At 45.7% G+C, this 25,978-nt stretch carries 25 protein-coding genes; 17 read left to right on the forward strand and 8 right to left on the reverse strand.

The annotated features are described in order from the left end of the window. Position 1 precedes the first annotated feature (1 nt). The 3 genes from ACLVWR_RS15685 to ACLVWR_RS15695 are packed head-to-tail and all read left to right on the forward strand — an operon-like array spanning position 2 to position 3,104. Positions 2-784, forward strand: coding sequence for an outer membrane beta-barrel domain-containing protein (locus ACLVWR_RS15685; protein WP_413581548.1), 783 nt, complete (start codon positions 2-4; stop codon positions 782-784). Continuing rightward, the gene (locus tag ACLVWR_RS15690) at positions 781-1,848 is read left to right on the forward strand and encodes a hypothetical protein (RefSeq protein ID WP_413581549.1); all 1,068 of its coding nucleotides are present in this window, start codon (positions 781-783) and stop codon (positions 1,846-1,848) included. The genes ACLVWR_RS15685 and ACLVWR_RS15690 overlap by 4 nt, the downstream gene beginning before the upstream one ends. Next, a complete protein-coding gene (locus ACLVWR_RS15695; RefSeq protein ID WP_413581550.1) occupies positions 1,845-3,104 on the forward strand; it encodes a hypothetical protein in 1,260 nt (419 codons plus the stop codon). The genes ACLVWR_RS15690 and ACLVWR_RS15695 overlap by 4 nt, the downstream gene beginning before the upstream one ends. Here ACLVWR_RS15695 and ACLVWR_RS15700 read toward each other — a convergent pair. Continuing rightward, on the reverse strand, positions 3,101-3,826 hold the full coding sequence (locus ACLVWR_RS15700; RefSeq protein ID WP_413581551.1) for a substrate-binding periplasmic protein: 726 nt from the start codon (positions 3,824-3,826) through the stop codon (positions 3,101-3,103). The two genes, ACLVWR_RS15695 and ACLVWR_RS15700, sit on opposite strands and share 4 nt — an antisense overlap. A gap of 65 nt (positions 3,827-3,891) precedes the next feature. After that, positions 3,892-4,635 carry an MnmC family methyltransferase gene (locus ACLVWR_RS15705; protein WP_413581552.1) on the reverse strand — a complete coding sequence of 248 codons (744 nt, stop codon included), beginning with the start codon at positions 4,633-4,635 and terminating at the stop codon, positions 3,892-3,894. A 52-nt stretch (positions 4,636-4,687) separates the two neighbouring features. Here ACLVWR_RS15705 and ACLVWR_RS15710 point away from each other — a divergent pair, with 52 nt between their 5' ends. The 4 genes from ACLVWR_RS15710 to ACLVWR_RS15725 all read left to right on the forward strand — a co-directional run bounded on the left by ACLVWR_RS15710 (position 4,688) and on the right by ACLVWR_RS15725 (position 10,638). After that, positions 4,688-5,695, forward strand: coding sequence for a TIGR01212 family radical SAM protein (locus tag ACLVWR_RS15710; protein ID WP_413581553.1), 1,008 nt, complete (start codon positions 4,688-4,690; stop codon positions 5,693-5,695). Between the two features lie 532 nt (positions 5,696-6,227). Continuing rightward, positions 6,228-8,651, forward strand: a complete 2,424-nt coding sequence (locus ACLVWR_RS15715) for a ribonucleoside-diphosphate reductase subunit alpha (protein ID WP_413581554.1) — start codon at positions 6,228-6,230, stop codon at positions 8,649-8,651. A gap of 33 nt (positions 8,652-8,684) precedes the next feature. Then, positions 8,685-9,683, forward strand: coding sequence for a ribonucleotide-diphosphate reductase subunit beta (locus tag ACLVWR_RS15720; RefSeq protein WP_413574479.1), 999 nt, complete (start codon positions 8,685-8,687; stop codon positions 9,681-9,683). A 31-nt stretch (positions 9,684-9,714) separates the two neighbouring features. Next, positions 9,715-10,638 carry a hypothetical protein gene (locus ACLVWR_RS15725; protein WP_413581555.1) on the forward strand — a complete coding sequence of 308 codons (924 nt, stop codon included), beginning with the start codon at positions 9,715-9,717 and terminating at the stop codon, positions 10,636-10,638. On the opposite strand, the gene ACLVWR_RS15730 is transcribed toward ACLVWR_RS15725, so the two are convergent. From ACLVWR_RS15730 to ACLVWR_RS15755, 6 genes are read right to left on the reverse strand one after another with little or no spacing between them, the layout of a single operon-like run. Then, a complete protein-coding gene (locus tag ACLVWR_RS15730; protein ID WP_340597383.1) occupies positions 10,622-11,113 on the reverse strand; it encodes a hypothetical protein in 492 nt (163 codons plus the stop codon). The genes ACLVWR_RS15725 and ACLVWR_RS15730 overlap by 17 nt on opposite strands. Positions 11,114-11,163: 50 nt before the next feature. Then, on the reverse strand, positions 11,164-12,081 hold the full coding sequence (locus tag ACLVWR_RS15735) for an HTTM domain-containing protein (protein WP_413581556.1): 918 nt from the start codon (positions 12,079-12,081) through the stop codon (positions 11,164-11,166). Beyond that, entirely contained in the window at positions 12,078-12,638 is a 561-nt protein-coding gene (locus ACLVWR_RS15740) for a hypothetical protein (protein WP_413581557.1), read from the reverse strand. Before ACLVWR_RS15740 ends, ACLVWR_RS15735 begins: the two co-directional genes overlap by 4 nt. Next, positions 12,613-14,121, reverse strand: a complete 1,509-nt coding sequence (gene scpB, locus ACLVWR_RS15745) for an SMC-Scp complex subunit ScpB (protein ID WP_413581558.1) — start codon at positions 14,119-14,121, stop codon at positions 12,613-12,615. The genes ACLVWR_RS15740 and scpB overlap by 26 nt, the downstream gene beginning before the upstream one ends. Positions 14,122-14,123: 2 nt before the next feature. After that, complete coding sequence (locus ACLVWR_RS15750) at positions 14,124-15,353, reverse strand: segregation and condensation protein A (RefSeq protein ID WP_413581559.1); 1,230 nt, start codon at positions 15,351-15,353, stop codon at positions 14,124-14,126. A gap of 48 nt (positions 15,354-15,401) precedes the next feature. Next, a complete protein-coding gene (locus tag ACLVWR_RS15755; RefSeq protein WP_413581560.1) occupies positions 15,402-16,067 on the reverse strand; it encodes a site-2 protease family protein in 666 nt (221 codons plus the stop codon). A 191-nt stretch (positions 16,068-16,258) separates the two neighbouring features. Here ACLVWR_RS15755 and ACLVWR_RS15760 point away from each other — a divergent pair, with 191 nt between their 5' ends. From ACLVWR_RS15760 to ACLVWR_RS15805, 10 genes are all read left to right on the forward strand, one after another. Further along, positions 16,259-17,425, forward strand: coding sequence for an acyl-CoA dehydrogenase (locus tag ACLVWR_RS15760; protein ID WP_413581561.1), 1,167 nt, complete (start codon positions 16,259-16,261; stop codon positions 17,423-17,425). Between the two features lie 24 nt (positions 17,426-17,449). Continuing rightward, complete coding sequence (locus ACLVWR_RS15765) at positions 17,450-18,928, forward strand: peptide ABC transporter substrate-binding protein (RefSeq protein ID WP_413581562.1); 1,479 nt, start codon at positions 17,450-17,452, stop codon at positions 18,926-18,928. 11 nt (positions 18,929-18,939) lie between these two features. Next, positions 18,940-20,145, forward strand: coding sequence for an EAL domain-containing protein (locus tag ACLVWR_RS15770; protein WP_413581563.1), 1,206 nt, complete (start codon positions 18,940-18,942; stop codon positions 20,143-20,145). Between the two features lie 162 nt (positions 20,146-20,307). Further along, positions 20,308-20,526 (forward strand): hypothetical protein, encoded by a 219-nt coding sequence (locus ACLVWR_RS15775; RefSeq protein WP_340597374.1) that lies wholly within the window; start codon positions 20,308-20,310, stop codon positions 20,524-20,526. Positions 20,527-20,663: 137 nt separating this feature from the next. Continuing rightward, positions 20,664-22,388 carry a hypothetical protein gene (locus tag ACLVWR_RS15780; RefSeq protein ID WP_413581564.1) on the forward strand — a complete coding sequence of 575 codons (1,725 nt, stop codon included), beginning with the start codon at positions 20,664-20,666 and terminating at the stop codon, positions 22,386-22,388. After that, positions 22,385-23,560: a C1 family peptidase gene (locus tag ACLVWR_RS15785; RefSeq protein ID WP_413581565.1), complete on the forward strand. Its 1,176-nt coding sequence runs from the start codon at positions 22,385-22,387 to the stop codon at positions 23,558-23,560. Before ACLVWR_RS15780 ends, ACLVWR_RS15785 begins: the two co-directional genes overlap by 4 nt. A 122-nt stretch (positions 23,561-23,682) precedes the next feature. Then, positions 23,683-24,429: an SDR family NAD(P)-dependent oxidoreductase gene (locus tag ACLVWR_RS15790; protein WP_413581566.1), complete on the forward strand. Its 747-nt coding sequence runs from the start codon at positions 23,683-23,685 to the stop codon at positions 24,427-24,429. Then, positions 24,426-24,815, forward strand: a complete 390-nt coding sequence (locus ACLVWR_RS15795; protein ID WP_413581567.1) for a 6-carboxytetrahydropterin synthase — start codon at positions 24,426-24,428, stop codon at positions 24,813-24,815. The genes ACLVWR_RS15790 and ACLVWR_RS15795 overlap by 4 nt, the downstream gene beginning before the upstream one ends. Beyond that, positions 24,812-25,552 (forward strand): pseudouridine synthase, encoded by a 741-nt coding sequence (locus tag ACLVWR_RS15800; RefSeq protein WP_413581568.1) that lies wholly within the window; start codon positions 24,812-24,814, stop codon positions 25,550-25,552. Before ACLVWR_RS15795 ends, ACLVWR_RS15800 begins: the two co-directional genes overlap by 4 nt. Before the next feature lie 141 nt (positions 25,553-25,693). Continuing rightward, positions 25,694-25,978, forward strand: a complete 285-nt coding sequence (locus ACLVWR_RS15805) for a hypothetical protein (protein ID WP_413581569.1) — start codon at positions 25,694-25,696, stop codon at positions 25,976-25,978.

Below are 25,978 nucleotides of genomic sequence, written 5' to 3' on the forward strand. Positions count from 1 at the left end.
TATGAAAAACTTCAAACTTCTTTCACTGACATTGGTTCTTGCACTTTGCGCGCAAAACTCCTTCGCAGCAGCTTCCAAAAAGACTGCTAAAAAATCCGCAGCCCCGGTTTCTCAACAGGCGCGTACAAACGACAATTCCGATGTCAGAAACGACATCGATTCATTGGGCGGCAACGAGCAATTGATGAATATGGCGCAAAATATCAAGTCGGAAAGCCGCTCTCGCATCGTTCAGGAGCGTATTGTTGACAGAAGAAACCGTCTTGAGGTTGGTGTTAACTACGGAATGAATTTCGGTGGCGATGCTTACACTAAAACTCAGGCTTTGGGAGTAGCTGCGGATTTCCACATCACTCCACGCTGGTCCATCGGGGCAAGATACTATGACTTCGGCAACACCTTGTCGCCAGAAGGTCAGCGCATCTTCGATCAGGCTAAAGCCAACTACCAGGCTGGTGGCCGGGCGTATGCCGTTGATATCGACTATCCGGAAAACGCAGTCATGGCAGTTTTGAACTGGTACCCAATCTACGGTAAAACCAGCTTTATGGATGTGGGCGTGACTCAGTTCGACCTTTACCTTCTTGGTGGTGGCGGACAAATCACATTGTCCAGCGGATCCACTGCTGTTTACACGGCTGGTTTGGGTGTTGGTGCCTGGATCACAAAAAGCCTGACAGCAAGAGCTGAAATCCGTTACTTGAATTACACTGACAAACCAGTTACTGGCGACCGTAATTTGAACGTTGTCACAGGCAACCTTGGCTTTGGATGGATGTTATGATTTCCGGAAAATCCTTTGTCTCCAAACTAATGATGGTGACAGTCCTGGGTGTTGGTCACAACGCACTGGCTGCTGAGCGTTTTTCAGTTAATGACTGGGGAACTTCCCTGGAAAAATCCTTATCTGAAAAAAGCGGCAAAACGACTTTGAATCTGTTGAATTTCAAAAATCTTGAATCCAAGACTTTGATTTCCTCTGCAGATGAAAAAAACAAAGCGAAAATCAAACAAGCTCGTGAGCTGTTCGCCAAAGGCCAATACTCACAAGCTATGAACCTTTACAATCAGATCCCTCGTGGTTCTGACTACTGGTTCCAGGTTGTTGAGGAAAAAGGCTGGGCTTACTTCAGAATGAATGATTCTGAAAAAGCTTTGGCACAATCCAAAACTTTGATCAGCCCCCAATTTGGCGAAGTTGTGAATGCGGAAGCCTACTTCCTGCAATCCCTGGCTAACCTGAAAATCTGTGATTACAAATCTGTTTTCAAAACGACTCAGGCCTTTAAGGAAAAACAAAGAGACCGCGTTGCCTCCGTTCAGGATCTTTCCAAGAACGGTTTCAACGACTCTTTCCTGAACGTCCTTAAGAAAGTTGATAAATTCCCTCTTCAAGCCAATGAAGTTGGCGAGTCCTTGCTGAAACTTCCGGTTCTTTACTATAAGGACATGGAACTGCAAAAACAGATGTTGCGCTTCAAAGTAAGCCAAAAAGGCATGGAGGTTCTTGCGAAAAACAACACGCAAAGAACTTTGCAAACAGAGCTTGATCAGGTGAACAAAGAAGCTTTCGCAAAAATGAAAGTAAGACTTCAACAACTGGCGGCGGATGAAACGGCTGAAAACAGACGCATCATCGGCAAGCTGAACCTGGTTGAAGTTGAGGCCATTCAACGCGTGCATACGGATCAGCAAATGGCTGAGTCCATGTTCACTGAAAATGAATTCAAAAAAACCAATGCGGACCTTCTTGTTTTCAAAGACGATGGACGCCCTTGGATTGATGAACTTGATAAATATGACGTTGTGACCAAGTCCTGCGCACAAAATGTTAGGAGAAAAATGTGAAACCACTTTTAGTTCTTTGCATTTATCTGTCGGCTTTCATGCTTCTTTCCGCGTGTGCACAGGAATCGGGAACGATCCTGGCGCAAAAAGAACTTGTGCAGGAGAAAGCTGAAATTCCGGTTTTTCCTGATGTACCTGCTCAGCAATTTTCCTGGATCACTGAAGACGGTGGTCAAAGTCAGCTTGATTTCAACCCTCGCGTTGACATCTTGTTTGTAACTGACAACTCTGACTCCATGAAAACAGCGCAAGCGAATTTGATCAAGAACTTGAACCGTTTCACGAACGGTATCACAAGCAACAAAATGATCGATTACCATATCGGCGTTATTTCGACTTGGGATAGTTCTGAGCGCTTTGCCAAAGCCAAGAAAGACACCTACCAAATGGGTGATCTGCGTTTCGCAAAAACTGTTGCGGGCACAGAAACTCAAGAGCGCTTCGTAACCAAAAAAGACTCTGCAGCTGTATTGGCAAATACTTTGAAAATCGGTATCGCACCATACTCTGAAGGTGGTCCTGAAGTTGAGGAATTCTTTTCTCCCTTGACTGCGGCTTTGCAAAAAAATGGTCGTGGTGCAGCGAATGAGGATTTCTTCCGTGATGACGCTCAATTGGTTGTGATCTTTATGACAGATGCAGATGATTCGTCCAACATCACTTCAGAGCAAATCGCACAAACTTTGATCGACTTCAAAGGTGGCAATAAAGACAAGGTTTCTGTTTACGGTGTGCTTGTGGACAAAAACGACGCTGACACAAACAAAGACTTCGGTTTGCGCGTTCGCCCTGACTACCACCCTGAGTGTTTTACTCCGGATAAAAAGAAAAGAATTTCTGGTTGCGGCCCATTTGGTCCAGCGAACATTGAAAAAGCCATCGTCCTTGCGAACCAAGGCAACGGCACTGAAAAGGAAATTCGCAAGAAATTTATCATGAGCATTATCTCCCCTAATTTCGGTGCGGAATTGGGCAGCATGGGTGACTCAATCACAGTGAAGACTTTGGCCAAACAAATCTACCTTTCTCAAATCCCTCGTGTGGATGAGTCTGGTAAATTAATGCTTCGTGTACGTTACGGCACTCCGGATTTGTTGACTCAAGGCAAAGGTCAGTTGATTGCGAATAAAATCAACGGCGGCTGGACATATGACAACAGCTCAAACTCTGTGAAGCTTTCTGGCGATATCAAATACGATTACAAAGAAGGTGCTCGCTTCGCGGTGGACCTGGTTCCAATTCCCCTGGCTAACTAATTGGTCTTTTTAACGGCAGAGGATTCTGAAAGCTTCAGAATCCTCTGCAGACTTCCATCTTCCTTCATCTTGAGCAAAGCAGAATTGAATTCCTTAACCAGCACACGCCCCTCTTCATTATCACGAAATGCAAAATAGCAATCCTGACTGGAAACAGGGTTATCCTTATTGTAGCTGATACCCTTGGCGCGACTCAATTCCAACGCTCTTAAGCCCGATTTTTCCTCCACGATAAAAGCATCTATGATGGATTCGCTCAGGCGACGCATATTCGTCACGTCGTCATCGGCGTAGATAAAGTCGATTTTTGTATCACTTTGAATTTGCGGCGGATAGTGGTAGCGAAATGTCAGTCCCACTTTCTTGCCGCGCAGATCTTTCAGATTTTGAAATGGTTTATTCTCCCGATAGAAAATATAATTTGTGCGCACATAAAAGGGCACAGTCTTAAGCGCATCTTTGGGAGTGGAATTGTCCATCCCTGGAAAATAACCTGCAGCAAGTCCGTTGAAAAACTCCAGCTTTGCCCGGTTGGACTTGACGATATCCACTTTGAATTTCACCGGGACTCTTTGTGCAATCTCCCTGGTCAAATTAACAAACAAACCTTCCTGCTCACCCTCCACCATAAAAGGAATTGGAAAGGTCACCAAGCGGGCTTCTTTGCCTTGAGCGACAGATAAAATACCAATTAAGAATGGAACCAGAAAAAGAGTTTTCATTGCTAATATTTATTAACCAGCAACTGCCACTCTCACGCAAACAAATTATGTTTATTGATTAAATATCAAGATCTCACACCTAAGGTCGAGCCACGTTTTGTAAAGAAACCTTCACGTTCGATGACCGCGAAACCGTTCGCTTTGAGTGCCCGCTTGAGTGTTCCTTTAACTGCATATGTTGATAGTGAACACTGCGACTCCGCCGATTCCAGAAGGAGTCTGTTCAGGAAATCCTCCTCCCAAAGATGGGGATGTGTTTTTGAACTGTAGGCATCGTAAAAAAAACCATGATAACGAGAAAGAAATGTCATCTCTGCAGTCATCGCACCGTGAATGTCAGATACCGACTGGAAGTGTTTCTTCAAGAAAGACTTTAACTCACTCTCAGGGATCTCTGTCCCCTTCAAAACATGCATCAAGGCTTGATCGTAAATAGACGCAACCTCAGGAAGCAGACTTTCAGTTTTGCCATGAAGCCAATCATAAAAGAATTCTCGCAATTCAGAAATAGCTTCGTAACTGGTAATCAACCCCACCGTCTTCCCGGCAAGCAGAGCTTCGCGCGCAATATTCATTTCAATATAGCCAAGCCCCAAGCCCACCACCATAAAATGAGGATTTTCAGTCTTTTGCAGGACATCCCGAGCCACACTGCCATACAAGTGAGTTGTCTCGATACTGGCGCCGCCAGAGTGGTGCATGGATTCCCCATAGGGCTTCTCGGGATCCAAGGACTGCAGTAAACGCAAAGTGGGGCTCAGATCCTTTGTGATCTCGATCTCAAAGCCCAAATCCTGCCATGATTTCATTGGTTTACCCTCAAACATTGACTTCCTGCAAAATAACACCCATAAACCTTCTATGGAAAAAGGCTGGTTGGGACTTCCCTATCACACTATCAGTGAACACTACAATCATCTCTTTGGTGAGAAGGTCTACAAGATCTCTGTCACCGTGGTGGATAATTGTCCCAATCGCATGGGCCTTAAAGGCATGCAAACCTGCGTGTTTTGCGATGTTTGGGGTTCGGCGGCCAATGCCGAAGCCATGACCATGGAGTTGCGCACACAAATCGAAAAGTACCACGAGCACATTGCGCACAAATACAAAGCCAAAGCCTTCCTGATCTATTTCCAGGCTTACACCAACACATTCACGAAAGTTTCAGCACTTCGTAATAACTTTGATATTGCTCTTTCTTATCCGTGGGTCAAAGGCTTCACTCTGGGGACTCGCCCGGATTGCCTGTCCAAGGCGGTTTTGGATTTATGGAATGAGTACAACGAAAAATCCTTCGTCGCCGTCGAAATGGGTGTTCAGAGTTTTTTCAATGATGAGCTGGAATTCATGCGCCGCGGACACACGGCTGAGGCGGCTATTGAGGCGATTCACAAGATTGCTGACAATACCAAGGTGGATCTGGGCATTCATCTTATCTTTGGCAGCCCGGGCGAAACTGATGAGCGAATCGTTAAAACGGCGGAGATCGTAAACACTCTGCCTATTACCAATGTTAAACTTCACAATCTGCATGTATTAAAGAACACACCATTGGAGGAAATCTATCACCGTGGTGAGTTTGCGCCGATTGATCAGGAGACCTACACACGCCGTGTGGAGCTGTTCCTGCAACATCTCTCACCGCGCTTTGCCCTGCATCGCCTGGCTGCTTATTCATCTCGTTGGGATGAACTGGTGGCACCGGATTGGACGAAGAATAAAATGGGCACGCATCAGGCGATTATCGATCACCTTAGAGCACAAGGCTCTTATCAATCGCAGTTTTTCAAAGCCGCGACGGATTTGGATTTAAGCGCGCAGGCAATTTTGCTAAAAAAATCTCGCCGCGTGGACGCAACTCCGTGCTGAGTTTCTGCACAATTTAAGTTTCTGTAAGATCACGACAGGTAAATTTCAGGCGAGAGGCCCTAAAATCCGCTTAAAACACCTAGACCTTAGTTTTACCCTCGAGGAACCGTGAGATTTGCCACTCTTTTTCGCAGGACAGACGAGTCAATATTAAGAATAACTCTGCTTAAATGATGAGCAACGTCACAAAAAAATTGGCGTTATTTTAAAAAATACTCTTGCAACTTCCCAGAAAGAATTACAAAGTTGAATTGAGATCGATACCCGCCTTATTGATGAGGCACCCGGGACCAACCCCTAGATATAGGGGTACAACAGGGAGGTAGTAGACGTTTTTCTGAAGCAAATTCTGTGAAGGCTGCAAAGCCAAACATTATGTTTCAGTGACTCAAAACAGACTCAGCTAAGGATTAGCAACTCAGTCTCAACCAATCTACATCATTATATAGAACCAACGACGGACATTTGCGAGGGGCAATGTGCGACGGGGGATTTTTTTGCCCAAAAGGAACTGGGCAGAGGGGATAGCATCATGTTGGAAACAACAGCTCACATCATGAGAGTCAAAAAGAGAGACGGAACTCTTGAACCAGTCGACGTAACGAAGATCGTTGAACGTGTGACTCGTAATTGCCAAGGTCTAACTCAAGTAGACCCACTTCGCGTAGCTACTAAAGCTATCAGTGGTCTATATGATGGCGCGACAACAAATGAGTTGGATAATCTTTGCATTTCCACCGCCTCTTTGTTGATCGGTGAAGAGCCAGAATACTCTCGCCTTGCGGCTCGCCTTTTGAGCACGTATGTAGACGAAGAAGTTCGCTCTCAAAAAATCCAATCTTTCGCTGACTCTGTAAACTTCGGTTTCCAAGCAGGTTTGTTGTCTGAAGACACGAAAAACTTCGTTGATGCAAACAAAGCAGCTCTTTGCGCGGCTATCGAGCCTTACCGCACAGACCGTTTTGAATACTTTGGTCTAAGAACTGTTTACGATCGCTATTTGTTGAAAAATCCAACTTCACGTCAGGTGTTTGAAACACCTCAATACTTCTTTATGCGTGTGGCTTGCGGTTTGGCGCAAACTGTTGATGAAGCGATCGAGTTCTATCGTTTGATCTCCTCTCATGATTACATGGCTTCTACGCCAACATTGTTCAACTCTGGTACTTTGCGCCCTCAGATGTCTTCTTGCTATCTTTTGGATTCTCCATCAGATGACTTGGAAGCTATCTACAAAAAGTACACAGACATCGCTTTGCTTTCAAAATTTGCAGGCGGCATTGGTGTAGCCTACTCTCGTATTCGTTCCCGTGGTTCTTTGATCAAAGGAACAAATGGTCACTCTAACGGTATCATCCCTTGGTTGAAAACTATGGACTCTTCGGTGTCTGCAGTAAATCAAGGTGGTAAACGTAAAGGTGCTGCTTGTGTGTACTTGGAAACTTGGCATGCAGACATTGAAGAATTCCTTGAACTTCGCGATAACACAGGTGACGAAGCTAAACGTACCCACAACCTGAACCTGGCAAACTGGGTTCCAGATTTGTTCATGAAACGTGTTGAAACTGATGGCATGTGGTCTTTGTTTGACCCACGCGTGGTTCCTCACTTCGTAGACACTTATGGCCCGGAATTCGACGCTGCATTTGAAAAAGCAGAGTCTGAAAAACTATACACAAAACAAATCAAAGCCCGCGACCTTTACTCTCGCATGATGAAAACTCTTGCGCAGACTGGTAACGGCTGGATGACATTTAAAGATGCTTCCAACATGAAAGCCAACCAAACTGGTGAGGCTGGCAATGTGATCCATCTTTCCAACTTGTGCACAGAGATCCTGGAAGTCACTTCAAACTCTGAAACAGCAGTTTGTAACTTGGGTTCTGTAAACCTTGGCAGACACGTGGAAAACGGTCAGTTCAACTTCGATAAACTGGCGAAATCTGTTCGCACAGCAGTGAAGTACCTGGACCGCGTTGTTGATATCAACTTCTACCCTATCGATACTGCTAAAGACTCCAACCACAAATGGCGTCCAGTTGGATTGGGTGTGATGGGTCTTCAAGATGCATTCTTCCTGTTGAAGTTGCCTTTTGATTCTCAAGCGGCTCGTGATTTGTCTGCAAAAATCCAGGAAGAGATCTACTACAATGCTCTTTTGACTTCTTGTGAACTGGCTGAAAAACACGGTCCTCACGGTGCTTACGAACAAACTCGTGCTGCTAAAGGTATGTTGCAATACGACCTTTGGGGTGTGACTCCTTCGCAACCAGAGCGTTTCAACGCTTTGAAAGCGAAGATCAAACAACACGGTTTGCGTAACTCTTTGTTGATCGCTATCGCGCCAACAGCAACTATCGCTTCTATCGTAGGTTGCTACGAAGCGATCGAGCCTCAAGTATCTAACTTGTTCAAACGTGAAACACTTTCTGGTGAGTTCATGCAGATCAATAAGTACTTGGTACAAGATCTTAAAGCGATCGGCCTTTGGACTGAAGACATGCGCAATGAAATCAAATTGAACGACGGCTCCATTGATGAAATCACTGCGATCCCTCCTCAATTGAAAGAATTGTACCGCACTGTTTGGGAAGTTCCGATGAAGTCATTGATCGAAATGGCTGCAGCTCGTGGCGCTTACATCGACCAAGCTCAATCTTTGAACTTGTTCATGGAAAGCCCGACAATCGGTAAAGTTTCTTCCATGTACATGTATGCATGGAAACAAGGTGTGAAAACGACTTATTACTTGCGTTCTCGTCCAGCGACGAAAATTGCAAAAACGACTGTGAAGTCTTCTAACAACGGCATGGGTATGACGACTGCTGCTGCAAACACTATGGATGCAGCTCCGGTAGCAACTCAGGAAGCCGCTGCTCCTAAGAAAGAATACACAGATTCAGAAGTGATCGCTTGCTCTTTGGAAAATCCAGAAGCATGTGAGGCGTGTCAATAGTCGGTTCAGCCGACTATTGACGAGAGGAATATTATGATTTTAGATCCAGGCTTTAACTTAACTCTTCGCCCGATGAAATACCCGACTATGTACGAAATGTACAAAAATGGTATCAAGAACACTTGGACTGTGGATGAAATTGATTTCTCCACAGACTTGGTCGACCTTCACTCGAAAATGACTCCAGCAGAGAGACACTTGATCTCCCGCCTGGTGGCATTCTTTGCGACGGGTGACTCTATCGTTGGTAACAACCTTGTGTTGAACTTGTACAAGCACGTGAACTCTCCAGAGGGCCGTATGTACTTGTCCCGCCAGCTTTATGAAGAAGCTTTGCACGTTCAGTTCTATCTGACACTTTTGGATTCTTATATTCCAAATCCAGATGAGCGCGCAGAGGCATTTTCTGCGATCGAAAACATCCCTTCCATCAAAAAGAAAGCGGACTTCTGCTTTAAGTGGATCGACTCTATCAACGAGTTGAACGAACTTAAAACCAAAGAAGACCGTCGTCGCTTCCTGATGAATCTAATCTGCTTCGCGACTTGCGTTGAAGGGTTGTTCTTCTATGCAGCTTTCGCGTACGTATACTTCTTGCGTTCCAAAGGTTTGTTGCAAGGTCTTGCATCCGGCACAAACTGGGTATTCCGCGACGAATCCATGCACATGGCTTTCGCAATTGAAGTGATCAAAACAGCTCGCCAAGAAGAGCCGGATCTATTCAATTCACAAATGGAAGACATGGTTGTGCAAATGCTTGAAGACGCTATCGAGTGTGAGATGGAATTTGCCAACGACGTATTGCAACTGGGCGTGGCAGGCCTTTCTCCAAAAGACATGCGTCAGTATCTTGAATACTGTGCAGATCAACGTCTTGAAAGCCTGAACATTGCTCCACGCTACAACGTGAAAAATCCGTTCGGCTTCATGGAACTTCAGGACATGCAAGAACTTGCAAACTTCTTCGAAAGACGCGTTTCTGCATACCAAACTGGTATCAGCGGCTCGGTAGCCTTCGATGAGGCGTTCTAATTTTCTTTGGATATTTTTATTTTTAGTATGCATGGGGGTGGGTTTCCTACACGGATACCTGCCTCAAGGCATTTCCAAAGACTACATCCTGCGTCCCACCAAGGTGCGCATCCTGATTACAGATGAGTCTCTCTTCCCTAAAAGTGTTCAGGCTCAACTCGAAAACAACTTACGCATAAAATTTGAAGTGACCGTCACTCGCGACTGGAATTCCATTCAGGCGAAAGTGATTGCATCACCTGCTCAGGACATTTTGCTTTTGCCTTACTACTGGGCCAACACTTTGAATAAGCAAAATCTACTGGCCTCCAGCCTGGAAAACCCGCTGACTGAAAAAATTGCCGCAGACTTCCTTCCACCTGTCAGCACCATCCGGAATATTTACTTTTACCCTCTTTACTGGATGAAGACGGGATTTAAAACCACCAACAATGTGTCTTTCGAGGAATTCCTTAAAGACAAGAAAGCCACGACTCTATTCCTGCTTAACGACGAGGACTTGCTGCTCAAGCATTTCTCAATCTGGCAGGACAAAGGCTGGCTCTCTTTGCTGCAACAGAAAAAGATTCTGACACTGCCTTTGGATCAACTTATCACGAATGAAAAACGCGAAGGTGCTGCCGAGATGCCACTGAATGAGGCCACCCCTGATTTGACCATTCAAGATGATTTAAGTGCATTGCTGGTATGGGGAGCTTCGATCCCTCAGGCTTCAGACAAACAAGATCTTGCCATGGAAATTCTGCTGGCAATGACAGAAAACTCATTGCAAGAGCAGAACCTTTTAAAGACACCTTTTAACAGCACTCTGCAGGAATTGACTTCCCCAGGACTGCCGCCGCAAAGACGCGCCTCCCACATTCGTGAGTTGAAACTCAAAGGCACAATTTTAATTGATTCTAAAAATCTGGAAGCCCCGAAAAAACTACGGGATGATTTTAATCTGTTCTTATAACGTAGTAACGAGCATAACTATTGCCGCTCGTTGCTGCCACACTTTGCGCATCATAACCCGTTAACAACAGAACGATATTGTTTGCACCACTCGCAAGCCCATTGCCGCGAAGGACGATATTGAAGCGACCATTACGGCAGGTTCCGTACCCTGTGGCTGTTGAACTGGACATATCAAAGATATTTGCAGCAGCGACGTTCGCACCATTCACAGTCGCCGTGATTCTATGCGTGGGATAAGTGGACGTGTAGCACGCACCACTTAACTCCACAGCCTTGGTCGACGTTGCCGCACCAAGATTGTAGACATCCGCCACCAGCTGAAGTTCTGTTGAAAGCGGCGTGGAATTCAAACTGTGAGAATCAGGATTGGAAGCATCCGAAGACAAAAGGGAATTTTCCGAAACCGGTGCACAAGACGCCAGTAACGACATCAACGCGAAACACGTCGCGAATTTGTTAAAATCGGTTTTCATAGAAACTCCCCCGTACCTTAAGGATAAATGAGGGAGCGCCTAAAACTGTATCAATTTCTGGAGAAGTCCAGTTTTGAGACGATTTTTTCCTGCAACATGATAGGGCTAAGGAATAAGAAGTAGGTGGAAAGCATTACAGTCGCAAATGGCATCAAGCCCATGAAAATTCCAATCCCCAAATGCATCAACAACCCCATAAACAACCATAGGTGGCGGCTTTTATGCCAAATCACCATCGGCGGGAAATAGACTTCAAAAAGAATCGTCGAATATCCCAACACTGGAATCACCCAGGGGATTTCTCTGAGAAAGCTGAAATCCATAGTGGTCATCTGAGGATTCGCAAGCACACTCCATAGCGCGGTTCCATCCCACCAGCTGGCCCCTTTAAGCTTTTCCCATCCCGTGTAGGCATAGATCGCCATGATCTGCACTTGCATCATGCGGATCATCATACTTGAAAGAGCGTCTGACGATTTGAAGGTTCTTTTTTCGCGGAATAGATTCAAAACACTCAAACGTTCGCAGGAATTGGTGAAAATCATGTAAAACAAAAACAAGGCGCCGATCACATCAGCACCAAAGTTCACCGGATAATTGCGATAGATAAAGCCTGCATTTATCACCCAGGCCAAAGCCATCAAAATCCGACCACCAATTCCCAATGTTAGCAGCGCAAACAAAGTCACCAGCACAATCAGCATCGGAGAATTCGCTGAATCCGGCCAGAAATTCCAGCTGAATCCAGGTCTCCCCAACTCTGGCAATATCAACAAAGCATTGGCTTTGGAAACCCAACTTTCATCAGTAAAAAACTGCATATTGTAAAAGCGCATCGCACTCATATAGAGTAACGTTGCACACAAAACGATACGCATGAATGCAAGGCCGAGAAGATTTTGTGGAGCAAACCAAAAGTTATCCCATAAGGACCAGGCATTTTTCAGATTAGCTTGAAGATTCATCATAAGCTCTCCTCGTCACCTGTGCCATCACAGCGCACGGCTGCTTTGGCGTAACGACGCTCCTGGGACATATCAAGCAGATTGACGTCTTTATTGAAGGCCGCTTCATCCAGCAATGGCAAAGTCTCCACCACATGCTCCATATCAATGCTTTCAGCTCCTGGATATTGTCGACACAGCCACGGTCCAAAAATCTGGCGCAAGCGGCGAGGATCTATCACCATAAAGCGCATCACCGCCCACTCGCGTTTTCTGGTCAGTCCTGCGACTTTATTTTCCTCGTCAGGTGGCGGATAGGTCGTGAACAAAGGATCACGATAAGAACCGTCTTCATTCGCCGGATAATTCACACTGACTTTAAGATACATGGGATGAGCCGGATCCGGAGAAAAGAAATTCCACCCGGCATTAAGCCCCACAAGATTCGCGTAGGGTCCGACATATTTGGAGGCAACACGCCCAAAGTAAGAACTTACGTTGGGCATTACCATTAATGCTGCGATATTATAAACGATCCAGACACTTGCCAGGATCTTAAGTAACGGCTTCACCTTCGCCATCGATCTCGTCCGCCTCTCCGTAGAACGGTAGTTCATCTTCCTCAGATGACTCCTCGTCCTCACCATCAGCGTAGATTTGATCGTCAGAAGCCATCTCGATATCACTATCATTGTCGAAAGCTTCTTCGGCTGCAGTCAATTCATTTTCTAGCTCAGCGTCAGCGGACAACTCTTCAGATGCCTCTGTATTCTCAGCGGCAGCATCATCACTGGATCCACCCTCAGTGGAATTTTTGCCAGAATTTTTAAGTGCTGCCATTTTAGCTGCACTCTCTTCCGCTTTGATTTGCACTAAAGTGGTTCCAGCTGCCAAAGCCTCGTCGTATTTATTCAACCAGTTTGCATCACGAGTTGCCACGGGCTCACCCATAGCCAGAGCTTCGCGGATGTTTTGAGCACGCTCAAGATCGCGTTTTTCAGCCTGGCGGCGTTTTTCTTCTGCAAAGAAGTCAGAAGAAGTCGTGATTTCCTCAAGTTGAGAGGAGATTTTCAACAATTCCTCTTCACCAGAAGAATAGCTGACCGTATCCACACCCGTTGCCACCAATGAATCTGTGATGGAAGCCAATGTCGGTTTTTCTTCCGCCATTTGCTCATCCATGCCTTCTGGCAACAATTCATCAATTTGAGAAAGTGTTGGAAGCTCTTTCAAGGATCTTAGACCGAAGATTTCAAGGAACTTACGAGTCGTTCCGTATTGCATCGGACGACCTGGAAGATCAGATTTGCCTTCGAAGCTGACCAGATTTTTCTCCATCAAAGCGCGCAACAAGTGACCAGATTCCACGCCGCGGATTTCATCCACGTCGGACTTCACACAAGGCTGCTTGTAAGCAACGATAGACAAAGTCTCCAAAGCCGGACCAGAAAGCTTGAATTGACGAGCTTTCAAAGTGCGTTTTAGGAAATCCATATTGTCGACTTTGGTACGCAACTGGTAACCACCTGGAACTTCTTCCAAAGTCACCCCACGGCGACCACCGGCATATTCAACTGCCAATTGATCAAGTACGCGGCGAAGTTTATCACCTTTGATATTGGTACCTTTAAATAGCAATTTCAAAGAAGCCAAAGAAACTGGACGGTCTGAAGCGAACAAGACGCTTTCAACGATACTTTCCAGACGATCTTCATCGACGAACTCAAGTTCTTCAATGTCCGCAGACTCGAAACCATCAAGTTCAGTGCCTTCAACAGAAACATCGTCTGAACTTTCTTCAGAAGCTTCCATTTCAGCGGAGTCTTCATCCGTAGCTTCCGGCAGGAATCCTTCAGACTCTTCCTCTTCCTGAAGGAAGATGGAAGCATCAGACTCGATACCATCCAGCTCATTCAACTCTTCAGAAACTTCCGTTTCCTCAGCAGTCATTTCCAGAGTTTCCTCTTCTGCTGTGACTTCCGCCACAACAGTAAGTTCGTTTTCCAAAATCTCTGTGTCTAAAACTTCATTGTTCTTTTTTGAGTTCTTTTTCTTCTTAGACATCTTTACGCCTCAGCCTCTGTCTTAGGATCAGTATCAATAAATTCTTCAAAAACAAGTTCAGATTCAACTGCAGTATCGGCGATCACTTCAGTACTGAAGTCCGCTTCTGCAACGATTTCTTCCGTCATCTCAACGATAACTTCTGAATCAGCGATGGTCATTTCAGACTCAACAACCGTCTCTTCGATTGCCATTTCCATCTCACCACTAAAAAGCTCTGTTTCAGCCGCAAGAATTTCGTCGTCTGAAGCCAGCTCACCCTCAGTCGTTTCCAGGAAATCCAACTCCGCATCCATACCAGCGATTTCCGCTGTTAGATCCGACATACCAGCTGCAAAATCCATTGGCGTTTCCCCAAAGCTCATTTGCGCCTGTTGCTCGACCGGTGCTTCATCCTCGATATCAGCCAGATCATCTGTTGGGTCCGCTTTTTTAGCGTCATCCATCATCTGCTGCGCGATTCTGTCAGAACCCATAGAGTCGTATTCCTCTACGCGGGATAAAACGTCTGTTTCGATTGGTTTTTTAGTATCGACCCAGATGTCAGAGTAAACTTCGGTCTGATAAAGACCGACGAAACCCATTTTACCAAGCTCAAGCAAGGACAGAAATGTAATCAACGCCTGACGAGCACGGTCTTCAGTGGCATTCACCAATTCCATCATGGTCACTCTTTGGCCAACGAAAAGACGGTCTTTCAATTCCAAAACACGGCTGGAAATGGATTGTGCTTTCGCAGCAACCTGGTGGACTTTCTTTTTCACGGAACGCAAAACTTTACGGTACGAAGAAATCAACGAGAACAAGGCATTGTCCTCAAGAATGATTTCGTCTTCTTTTTCGTCCAGTCTTTCGCGGGAACCACGCAACCAAACGTCACGTCCCACCAAAGGACGGTCATAAAGCAATTTCGCCGCTTCCTGATACTTTTGGTATTCAAGAAGTTTTTGAACCAATTCTTTACGTGGATCTTCCTGCTCGATCACTTCGCCATTTTCATCGTATTGTGGCAAAAGCATGCGGGATTTGATTTGAATCAATGTGGAAGCCATGGCGATGAACTCACCGGCAACTTCCAAATCCAGTTCCTTCATCAAACGGATATAATCAAGGTATTGCTTTGTGATCTCATGGATTTTAATATCCATAATATCCATCTCTTCCTTGCGGATAAGATAAAGCAACAAGCCCAGAGGTCCCTCAAACTTGGGCAATTGAACTGTAATACTCATGAAGATGGTCCCCTCTACCAAAACGTGCTGAATGTACGAAAATCCTTGTTAGGAAACTCCGAAACCACCCAACGCCAACGTAAGTAAACTTTGTGCACTCCAAAAAACCGGAACTGCCAGAATGCGCAAAGCACCCGTCAATACCAATCCCATCAATACCATGCTGGTGATGTGTTCGTTCTGTTCTAATTTATAGTTAACCTGCGCCGGCAAAAATCTTGCGAGCACTTTACCGCCATCCAAAGGATGAAGCGGGATCATATTGAAAAACGCCAAAAACAAATTTGTCAGCAAAAATGCTTTTAGGATCTCAATCATTCCTTTGGCATAAACCACGCCGCCGAAGAACTTCGCCACGACGCCAATCAAAATCGCACCCACGATTGCCAACAATATATTGGAAAGAGGCCCCGCCAATGCGATCCAGAACATATCCACACGGGGATTTTTCAAATTGCGCGTATTAACAGGAACTGGCTTTGCCCACCCAAAGAAAATCGGTGTTGCCAATACTATAGATACCAATGGCAGAATAAGCGTGCCGATCATATCCATATGAACCAACGGGTTCATGGACAGACGGCCCATTTGTTCTGCGGTATTGTCACCACGAAGGCGCGCAACCCAACCATGCGCGTACTCGTGAAAGCACAATGCAAAGAGGAACGGGATAAAATAAATGCCAATCTTGGCGCCAATTTCTGCAATATCCATATATTTACCTTCAAAGATTAGACGGCAAACCTAGACCCTTGTCTAGTGTGAGACGTCAAATGCACATAATAAGTGCAATCATCATAACACAGCTCGTTAAGAGAAATGCTCTTGTCCGTCCCAGTCCTTGAAAAAAAATAACGAAATCGCTATGGTCTTCGGACTTGTTAATTAACGAACCAGGAGAAAACATGTCTGACGTAACAAACGCACGTCCAGCTTTGACAGTACTATCTGAAGACGAATCAGCCTTCCGCGATGCGGTTCGCGCTTTCGCAGAATCTGAAATCAAACCCCATGTGACACACATGGACGAAAAAGCCGAAATGAATAAAGACATCCTTAAAAAGCTTTTTGAAATGGGCTTGATGGGGATCGAAACTCCTGAAAAATACGGCGGCGCGGGTTCCACTTTCACAATGGCTTGCTTGGCTGTTGAAGAGATCGGTCGCGTGGACGGATCTGTATCCGTTCTTGTAGACGTACAAAACACTCTGACTACAAATGCATTCCTTAAATGGGGTACTGAAGCGCAAAAAGAAAAATACTTGGGCGCAATGGCCTCTAAATGGGTGGGCGCTTACGCATTGTCTGAATCTTCATCTGGTTCTGATGCATTCGCATTGAAACTTAAAGCAGAAGATAAAGGTGATAAATGGGTTTTGAACGGTTCAAAACTTTGGATCACAAACGGTAACGAAGCGGACGTATTTATCTGCTTCGCAAACATCGACATGGCTAAAGGCTACAAAGGCATCACAGCGTTCATCGTTGAGAAGTCTTTCAAAGGCTTCAAAGTTGGTAAAAAAGAAGACAAATTGGGCATCCGCGCTTCTTCAACTTGCGAATTGTTGTTTGAAAACTGCGAAGTACCAAAAGAAAACGTACTTGGCGAAGTTGGCAAAGGCTATAAAATCGCTATCGAAACGTTGAATGAAGGTCGTATCGGTATCGGCGCACAAATGATCGGTATCGCTCAAGGTGCTTACGAAGCCGCTTTGAACTATGTTAAAGGTCGCGAGCAATTCGGCAAACCAATCGCTCATTTCCAAGGCGTTCAATTCCAGTTGGCTGAAATGCGCACTGAATTGGAAGCCGCTCGTTTGATGGTTTACAATGCCGCTCGTTTGAAAGACGCGGGTCTTGATTTCATCGAATCAGCAGCTATGGCAAAACTTTACTCTTCACGTGCAGCTGAAAAGATCACTTCTAAAGCGATCGATTTGTTCGGCGGCAACGGTTTCACAAAAGAATACCCAGTTGAAAAGTTCTGGAGAGATGCAAAAATTGGTCAAATCTACGAAGGTACGACTAACATGCAACTTCAAACGATCGCTAAAATGGAATTGGACAAATAGTCAGTTCAATCGCAAAATATCCGGATGAAACTCTTTCTTTCGGCGTTTTTACTTTTAGTTTCTCTACAAACCCAGGGTGCTGATTCAAAGTCAGTGCCCTTTGTTTTTCGCCTGCATCTATCTGGCGAGCCGACCCAGACGGACCCCAATCGTCAGAAAACCTCAGCATCGTCTTACTTGCTTTCAAATCTGTTTCGCAACATCTACACCTACGACAACCAAAAAGGACTGGTTCCGGATCTGGGCAAATGTTCCCGGGAAAAATCCAGAGCCCTGGTCTGCAAACTGAACAAAAATCTCCAATGGAGCGATGGAAGCCCCCTGACTTCCGCAGACTTTCTGAGAGCTTACAAAAAAATGCTCAACCCAAAAGTTGCAGCACCTCGCGCAGACCTTTTGTTTAAGATCAAAAACGCCGAAGACATTTACAAAGACCTGAAGGAGCCCGACACACTCGGAGTCAGCATTCCTGACCCACTGACTATTCGCTTTGAGTTCCAGGGCCAAGCCCCTGATTTTGAATACAATTTGGCAAGTTTTCTCCTGGCTCCAACCAAAGAGGATTTGAAAGTCTACTCGGGCCCCTACAAAATCAAGGAGTGGCTGCAAGGACAGAAAATCGTCCTTGAACCAAACTTCAAGTACAGTGGCGGACATCCGCAACGCCCCCTGGTCGAGTTTTTATTCATTGAAGAAGACACCGTCGCCCTTCAATTATACGAAAAAAACCAACTCCACCTGCTGCGCCGACTTCCGACACTTTTCATTCCAAAATCCAAAACACGTCCTGACTTTCATTGGATCCCGGTGATTCGCTTTGACTATCTTGGCTTCGGTCCGGAGCTGCGCCAAAACGAAGACCTCCGCAAAGCTTTGACTTATTCCCTTAACTATACGGAACTGCAAAAACTTTTCTCCGCCAAGGGTCGCCCCGGATGCGCGGGCCTGCCCGACTCCTGGTTCCCGGAAAAAGCTCCTTGCTTTGATTTTGATTTAAAGAAAGTTCCAAAAGTTAAAACAAATAAAACATACACTTTGTTATTTTCCTCCCTGGGAGGCGAGGACCACAAGCGCGCCACTGAATGGATGCAGGCGCAGTGGTTGAAAAATGCGGGACTTAGCCTGCACCTTGAAAGCAAAGAAAACAAAGTCTTCATCAATCAGTTGCAAACCTTACCGCCAGCCGTATTTCGCAAAGGCGTCTCCCTGGATCGCCCCACTTGTCTGGCCGCACTGGAGACTTTTAGCACTCAGAGTTCTGAAAATTACATTCAGCTGAAAGATCCAAAATACGATCAAATACTCACGCAACTAGGGAACACAGAGAAAATCCCCGAACAAAAAAAATTATGTCTCACAGGGGTGAAATATCTGATGGATCAACATCTGATTATTCCAATGGGAGCCTTTGATTTTGCAATGTTGATCAAGCCGGATTTCATCGGGTGGAAATTCAACCAAATGAATCAGCTGGACTTGTCGCAACTGCATCCACGACCTTAAACTAAGTCCATATGACAATGTTACCTCAATCCGTGGATATCCTAAAAGAGCAGATCGTTTTTACTGAAGGTGATGCTGGCGATTGCGCCTATATTATCGAAAAAGGCCGAGTACTTATTTTCATCACCAAAGATCAGGAAGAAATTCCAATTTCCATTTTGGGAGAAGGCGAGATCTTTGGTGAAATGTCCCTGATCGACAATCAGGATCGCTCCGCTTCGGTGCGAGCTCTGGAAGATGTCCGCTTAAGCATTGTTACCAAACAACAACTTTTGGAACGAATCTCCATGACCGACACGGTTGTGCAATTGTTGATGCGTGTCCTGCTTAAACGTCTTCGCCGCAGCACCAACACCAATACCGGTAGCAACCTTAAGGTGGCCGATCTGCAAATCGAAAGCATGGTTGCGGGTGATGACGGCGCTGCCGAGGCTCTGCAGAAAATTAAACTTGAAAACGACATTTTTCAGGCATTTCAGAATAAAGAATTTGAATTGTTCTTCCAGCCGATTGTCGCTCTAAAAAGCCGTAAAATCATCGGTTGCGAAGCACTCTTACGCTGGAAAAGCCCTACGCGCGGATTGATCTCCCCGAATGTTTTCATCGATGTTATTGAAAACTCGTCCATGGTAATTCCGATTGGTCACTGGATTATCAGTGCCGCCCTTAAAGAATTGAAACTGATCCAGGATCACTTAATTCAAAAAGGCAAAAAGAAGGAAGCCGACGAGTTCATGATGAGCATCAACATCTCGGGCCGCCAGTTCACGCATTCAGACTTCCTGGAAAACCTTGAAGATCTGCGCGAAAGACAGGGGTTGGATGCCAAGAATATCAAATTGGAAGTCACTGAGCGTGTCATGATGGATGGAGTCCTTGCACTTGAAACTTTACACAAGTGCCGTCAGCACGGTTATGCAATTTCAATTGATGACTTCGGGACGGGATTTTCAAGTTTGCAGTATCTAACTCAAATGCCAATCACATACCTGAAGATCGACCGCTCCTTTGTAATGAAGGTTCTCAGTGATCCAAAATCCAAAGCCGTCGTCAGCGGTATCATTTACCTTGCGCGCGAAATGGACTTTGAAATCATCGCCGAAGGGATCGAGCATCAGGACGAAGCCCTGGTTCTGGAAACTTTGGGTGCTCAGTATGGCCAGGGATATTTGTTCTCAAAGCCTGTGGACCATTTTGCATTCATGCAACTGATCTAGTCGTAAAATCGCCATTAGCATATCAATCTGAGACCATGTAAACCCATGGTCCAGTTATTCGAATCTTTCTCCAGACAGACTCAAGTCGGTTAGACCAACGCCGATAAGATCTATGTCTTAAGACATTTAACCAGCTTAAGATTTACAACTGGAGGTCACAAGATGGCTGACAAAAAATTCGAAAAGCAAATTCCAAATAACGTTATTTCACTTGAATCATCTAAATGCTGTGGCGAAGGCTGCAAAAAGAAAGCTGAAAAAGCCAGCTTCTGCGCAGAACACTTCACGTGGTTCAAAGAGGGTTTGCTGACGAAAGAAGGCGCAAGAGCGGCGGACTTCGATAAGAAGTTCTATCACTTCACGGCGCGCAAAGCCGGTTAATTTTGGTTCGCATTTCAAAATCCAATCCGTTAAAAGCCAGGACTCCCATCCTGGCTTTTTTTTATTTCTGCCACACACACGTGCCTGTCTCACTTTGATACAGCCTCATGGCCCCCGCCTTGCTCTTTATAAAAAGCATGAAGTGGAAATTCGGCGTAAATCATTTTACGAAGGTCTTTGGGTTATTCCTATGTTTAACATATGGACAACTCTCTGCCGTAAATGCGCAACCTCCGCTTTGCACCTCCGTCTTTGCGCAGGAATCCGCAGCTGACACAAAATCCGGTGCACAATTCCTGCTTTCACGAAAAACCCCCGATCACACCTCCCCTGGCGTCACCAGAGCCGCTGAAGTTCACAAACTGATTACGGGCAAAGCCTTAAGCAAGCCCGTTGAAAAAATTCAGAACTGGATCGCCCGTTATGAATCATGGCTTGGTCTAAACCAGGCTAACTCCCGTGCCCAGCGCCTGGTTACGGAAAAGCTGAATCAGGAATTCGTCATCAAAAAATCCGATATCCCCGAAGCTTATTATGAACTTCAGGCACGCATCTATCTGGAAACCGGCCGCGGCGTTCTTAAACTGACACCAGAAAACCGCGAGTACCTTGCGCAGGTGGTGATTGCCGATCAAAAGTCCTCTTTGAAATCCTGGATTGATCATATTTTGTTTTCCACCGAATCAATGAATTATCCAATGTGGGTTAAGATCTGGGCATTCCAAGGGATGACCAAGCTTGGTAAATTTGATTTTGAAACGGGTGTTTTTGCCAATCGCGGAAAAGGCCAAACAGCTCCTTTCCCAACACTTGATAAAGTGGCTTTGCAAAAAACTTTGGATGCCATGATGGCCAAGGTCAACAATCGCTCTCTGGACAAAATCGAAGATCCCGAAACCCTGAGCCTGCTTGATGGGGCTAATTTTGGAAAAATCTTTGGTCGCTCTGTTTTTGTTGAAATCAACCGCAAGCTTGAAACATTAAGCATCGACGGAAAATGGGTTAAATACAACCAGGGATCCAGCCCGAAACCTTTGGTTGATTCATTGGCTTGTAAAAATACCGGATGGTGCACTCAACAACCAGCAACTGCGGCAAAACAATTGCGGGACGGCGACTTCTACGTCTACTACAGCATGAATGAACACGGTCAGCCCACGGAGCCACGAATCGCAATCCGCATGGAAGGCGATCGCATCGGCGAAGTCCGTGGCATCGCCAAAGAGCAGAATCTGGACGATAAAATCGTTAAGACTGACATCCTGGATAACAAATTGAAGGAATTCGGCGCAGAAGGCGAACTTTATAAAAAAAGAAATGCCCATATGAAATTGCTGGGTTTGGTGGAACAAAAACACCTTAAGAACCTACCGCTGACAAATGAAGAAATTATGTTTCTTTATGAAACCGGTGAAATCATTCAGGGCTTTGGACATAAAAAAGACCCACGCATCGATGCTATTCGTGCAACTCGAAACATTAAGAAGGATCTATCCACGGCACTGAATGTGCGCGAAGACCAAATATCCACTTCTGATTCTGAACTTTACCGCGAAGGCATCCAGGTTCACTGGGGTGATGTCACACTGAACAAGGTTTCAAACGTCACCGGCGGCCTCAAACTGCCCAAAATGGTATTCGGCGATATCGACCTCTCTTTGTCCTGGGCCCATGATTTACGTCTTCCTGAAGTCATGCGCGGCAATTTATTCCTGGATAAGCTGAAATCGCCGAAAGGTTTAGTGCTGCCAGAAATCATGCGCGGAGATATTTCCTTACGTAAGATTAAATCACTTGAAAAGGTTCAACTGCCGCGTGAGTTCACAGGCCGACTGATCACACCAGAAATGGACGGAATATGAAACATCTCTTCTTTCTAGCCATTTTCATTGTCCATTTTGGGACTGCGCAATTTGCCGAAGCGGCGGGTCCGCCGATGTGTGCTCATATTTTCTCGGGAACTCCCTGGGGAAATTTGCGCCCCGACTTCAAACACAATACACAATACTCAAAAGAGATCTCACAGGAAGTGGATATCAAGAATCAATGCAACCTCGGCACCTGCCACCTGCATTCGTGGCTGGCTTCCCTTGAAAAGAACTACACCCGCCGTACTGGCGATGTATTACCCCTTTCCAATCATTATCTGGGGGCGAAACAGCTCTTAAGCCGCTCGCTTATGCAAATGCGCGTACAAGACAATAAAGCAGGAATTGAATTGGGCGCAGGCTCCCTTAATTCAAAGGACAGCATTCTGGAATTTGGCCTGATCCCTGAAGGGGTTTGGACACCAAAAACTGAATACTACAAGAATCCCACAGCTCAAAAAATGAAAGAGTATCTGGAAAACATTATCGCACGCACCAAAGCTGCGACAGAAAAAGCCGAAACTCCAGAACAGAAAAGTAGAATCCTTGCACACGGCGAAGCCCAGCTAAAATCACTGTTTAACGACTTCGTTGGAGAACTGCCAACAGAATTTTCATTTCAAGGAAAGCAGTGGACCCCCCACTCCTTTGCCAAAGAATATTTCTCTTTTTTAAGAGCACCACAAACACAAATGGTGATCATGGCAAATCGCAAGAGCATGACACATGCAGAGCAAGTAAAAGGCGACACCAAGATCAACACAGATCTGGCGTCAGTGGAATCGGCAGCGACCCAACTGATTGATCGTGGTCAGATGGTTTATCTGGCTTACGAACACCATGCAGAGTATGTCGACAAGTCCACAGGCATAATGTCAATCCGCGCTTTTTATACGCCCTCCTATGCAAAACCCTTGAATCGCGAATTGCGCGAGCAATTCAAAAAAAATGATGGCGGCCATGCCGTGCAAATAGTCGGATATGAGCGCGACCCACGAACAGGTAAAATATTAAAATGGAAAATCAAAAACAGCTGGGGCACGTCCTCGGGCGACGATGGTTATTACCACATGTATGATGATTATTTCCGCACCTTTGCAAAAGGAATCACGTATTCAGAGGCGGATCCAGGGGTGGCCCTAAAAATGCCCGTAAAAGGCCACTAGGATAGCAGTCCCAAAAATGAAGTATTTTAATCCAACAGAAGCAGCTTCGCGCAATGACATGACTTCCTATCGGCGAAGTCTTTTGCTAGCATAAGTCTTACTTTGAGACAGGGGTCGAGAACATGAAAAAAGCAGTCGTTATTACAGGGGCTTCCAGCGGAATCGGCGCAGCCACTGCCATTCACTTCGGTAAGAACGGCTATTTCGTTTACCTCATGGGTCGCAATAAGGACCGCCTGGCCGAAGTCGCCGTGCAATGTCGTGCAGGGGCCTCTTTAATGAGCTGTGACCTGACAGACGTCCCTGCCCTTAATAAACGCATTGGCGAAATCCTTTCCACCAATATTCACCGCGTGGAAGTTTTAGTAAACAATGCCGGCATCTTTGATGTGCACACGACAGAGCAAGGCTCTGATGAATTATGGCAAAAGGAATTTGATGTTAATCTGATGAGTGCCGTGCGCCTGACCCGCGCCTTTTATCCGTACTTCAAGCAACACGGCGGTGGCTCCATCGTCAATGTCTCCTCTTCATTGGGATTAAAACCCACAGCCGCCACGTCGGCGTACTCTGCCATGAAGGCAGCCATGATCAATTACACGCAAAGTAACGCACTTGAAGGCGGGCCGTTTAATATTCGTGTTAACGCAGTCGCACCGGGAATCGTGGACACACCAATACATCCATTCAATGCCCTGGGTGAGTCTGAAAAAAAAGAGGCCGTCTCCAAAATGAACCCGATGCAGCCACTGGGTCGCATCGGCACTGCAGAAGAAATCGCCAAAGCCATTTACTTCCTGGGAAGCCCGGAATCCAGCTGGACCACGGGTGCGACTCTGACAATTGATGGCGGCATCACACTGACATGATTTTAACTTTACAGAGTGGATTTTCCGCTGCCCATCTTTATCACCAGCCCCTATGGAGTTCTGAGGAAAACCTCAAGAACTTCGGCAGATGTTTTACTGAACATGGGCACGGGCACAACTACACACTTGAAGTGGGTTTTCATCTGACCGAAGGCGAGGTTCAAGTGAAACTTGAAGAGTATAAAAGCCTCTTAAAAAACCTGACATCTTTTTTGGATCATGAACACTTGAACTTTGTGATTCCTGAGTTTAAAACCACGATCCCAACGACAGAGAACATCGCCCTGTATTTTCTGGAAAAGCTGAAAGAGCATTTGCCAGAAAAGCAGATAGCCCATATTCGACTCTATGAAACCAGTGACATTTGGACGGAGATCCAGCCATGAGTGAAGAAAAAGAAAAAGTACGCCTTTCGAAACTAATGGCTGAAAGAGGCATCTGCTCCCGTCGCGAAGCGGATGATTATATATCCCGTGGTTTGGTCATGGTGAATGGCCAAAAGATAGATCAATTGGGCACCAAGGTGGATCCTGATGCGAAAATCACTCTGGAAGCCGAGGCCCTGAAACAACAAAAACGCCTGGCAACGATTCTTTTAAACAAGCCCGTTGGTTACGTTTCCGCTCAGCCTGAACCACAATACATTCCTGCAATCCGCCTGATCACTCAGGAGAACCAATTTGGTGAATCAAAACAACGTCTGAAGCCCGAGCACCTTAAAGGTATTGCGGTCGCAGGACGCCTGGATATCGATTCCCAGGGGCTGTTGCTATTTACCCAGGATGGTCGCATCGCCAAGAAGATCATCAACGAAGAGACGAAGCTTGAAAAAGAGTACATCGTCCGCGTTCAGGGACAACTGCCTGAGGAGAGGCTGAAACTTCTTCGTCACGGACTTTCCCTGGATGGCAAAGAGTTAAAACCTGCAATCGTTGAATGGATCAATGCCGACCAGTTACGCTTTGTTCTTAAAGAAGGAAAAAAACGCCAGATTCGACGAATGTGTGAGGCTGTTGGCCTTAAAGTCACGGGTCTAAAACGTGTGCGCATCGGGAACATCCGCCTGGGTAAACTTCCAGAGGGCAAATGGCGCTTCCTTGAGGAAGACGAGAGCCTGGACTAGGAACTCAAATAAGGTGCCCTTTCTGGGCATCTTTGACAGCACAAAAGCATTCAAATCAAGCCTATTCCAGCATATTCCAGCACCTTAATTGCAAGTGATAAAGAGCCCACTTTTTAGACTTTTAATTAAGGAGTTCGTAATATGAAAACACTCGCATTGGCTTTAACTATTTCATTTCTCGCTTCATCAGCTTTCGCCGCAGAGGTGACCCTTGAAGGCTACAGCAACAGCAATGCAGCCCTATTGACGGAATCTCTTTTATCTTCTGCCCAAGGCAATTCCAGTATTTCAATCGATCAGTCTGACTACCCTGTTCTTAAAGTCACATCAGTTGATGCCACAAACTCAACGATTGAATGCAAAAAACTACAATTTGGCGGCACACCCACTAGCTATACATGCACCATTAAAACCGCTTCCAAATAA

Origin of the sequence: Bdellovibrio sp. HCB288, assembly GCF_047305935.1 — a bacterium.
In the GTDB taxonomy this organism is placed as follows: domain Bacteria; phylum Bdellovibrionota; class Bdellovibrionia; order Bdellovibrionales; family Bdellovibrionaceae; genus Bdellovibrio.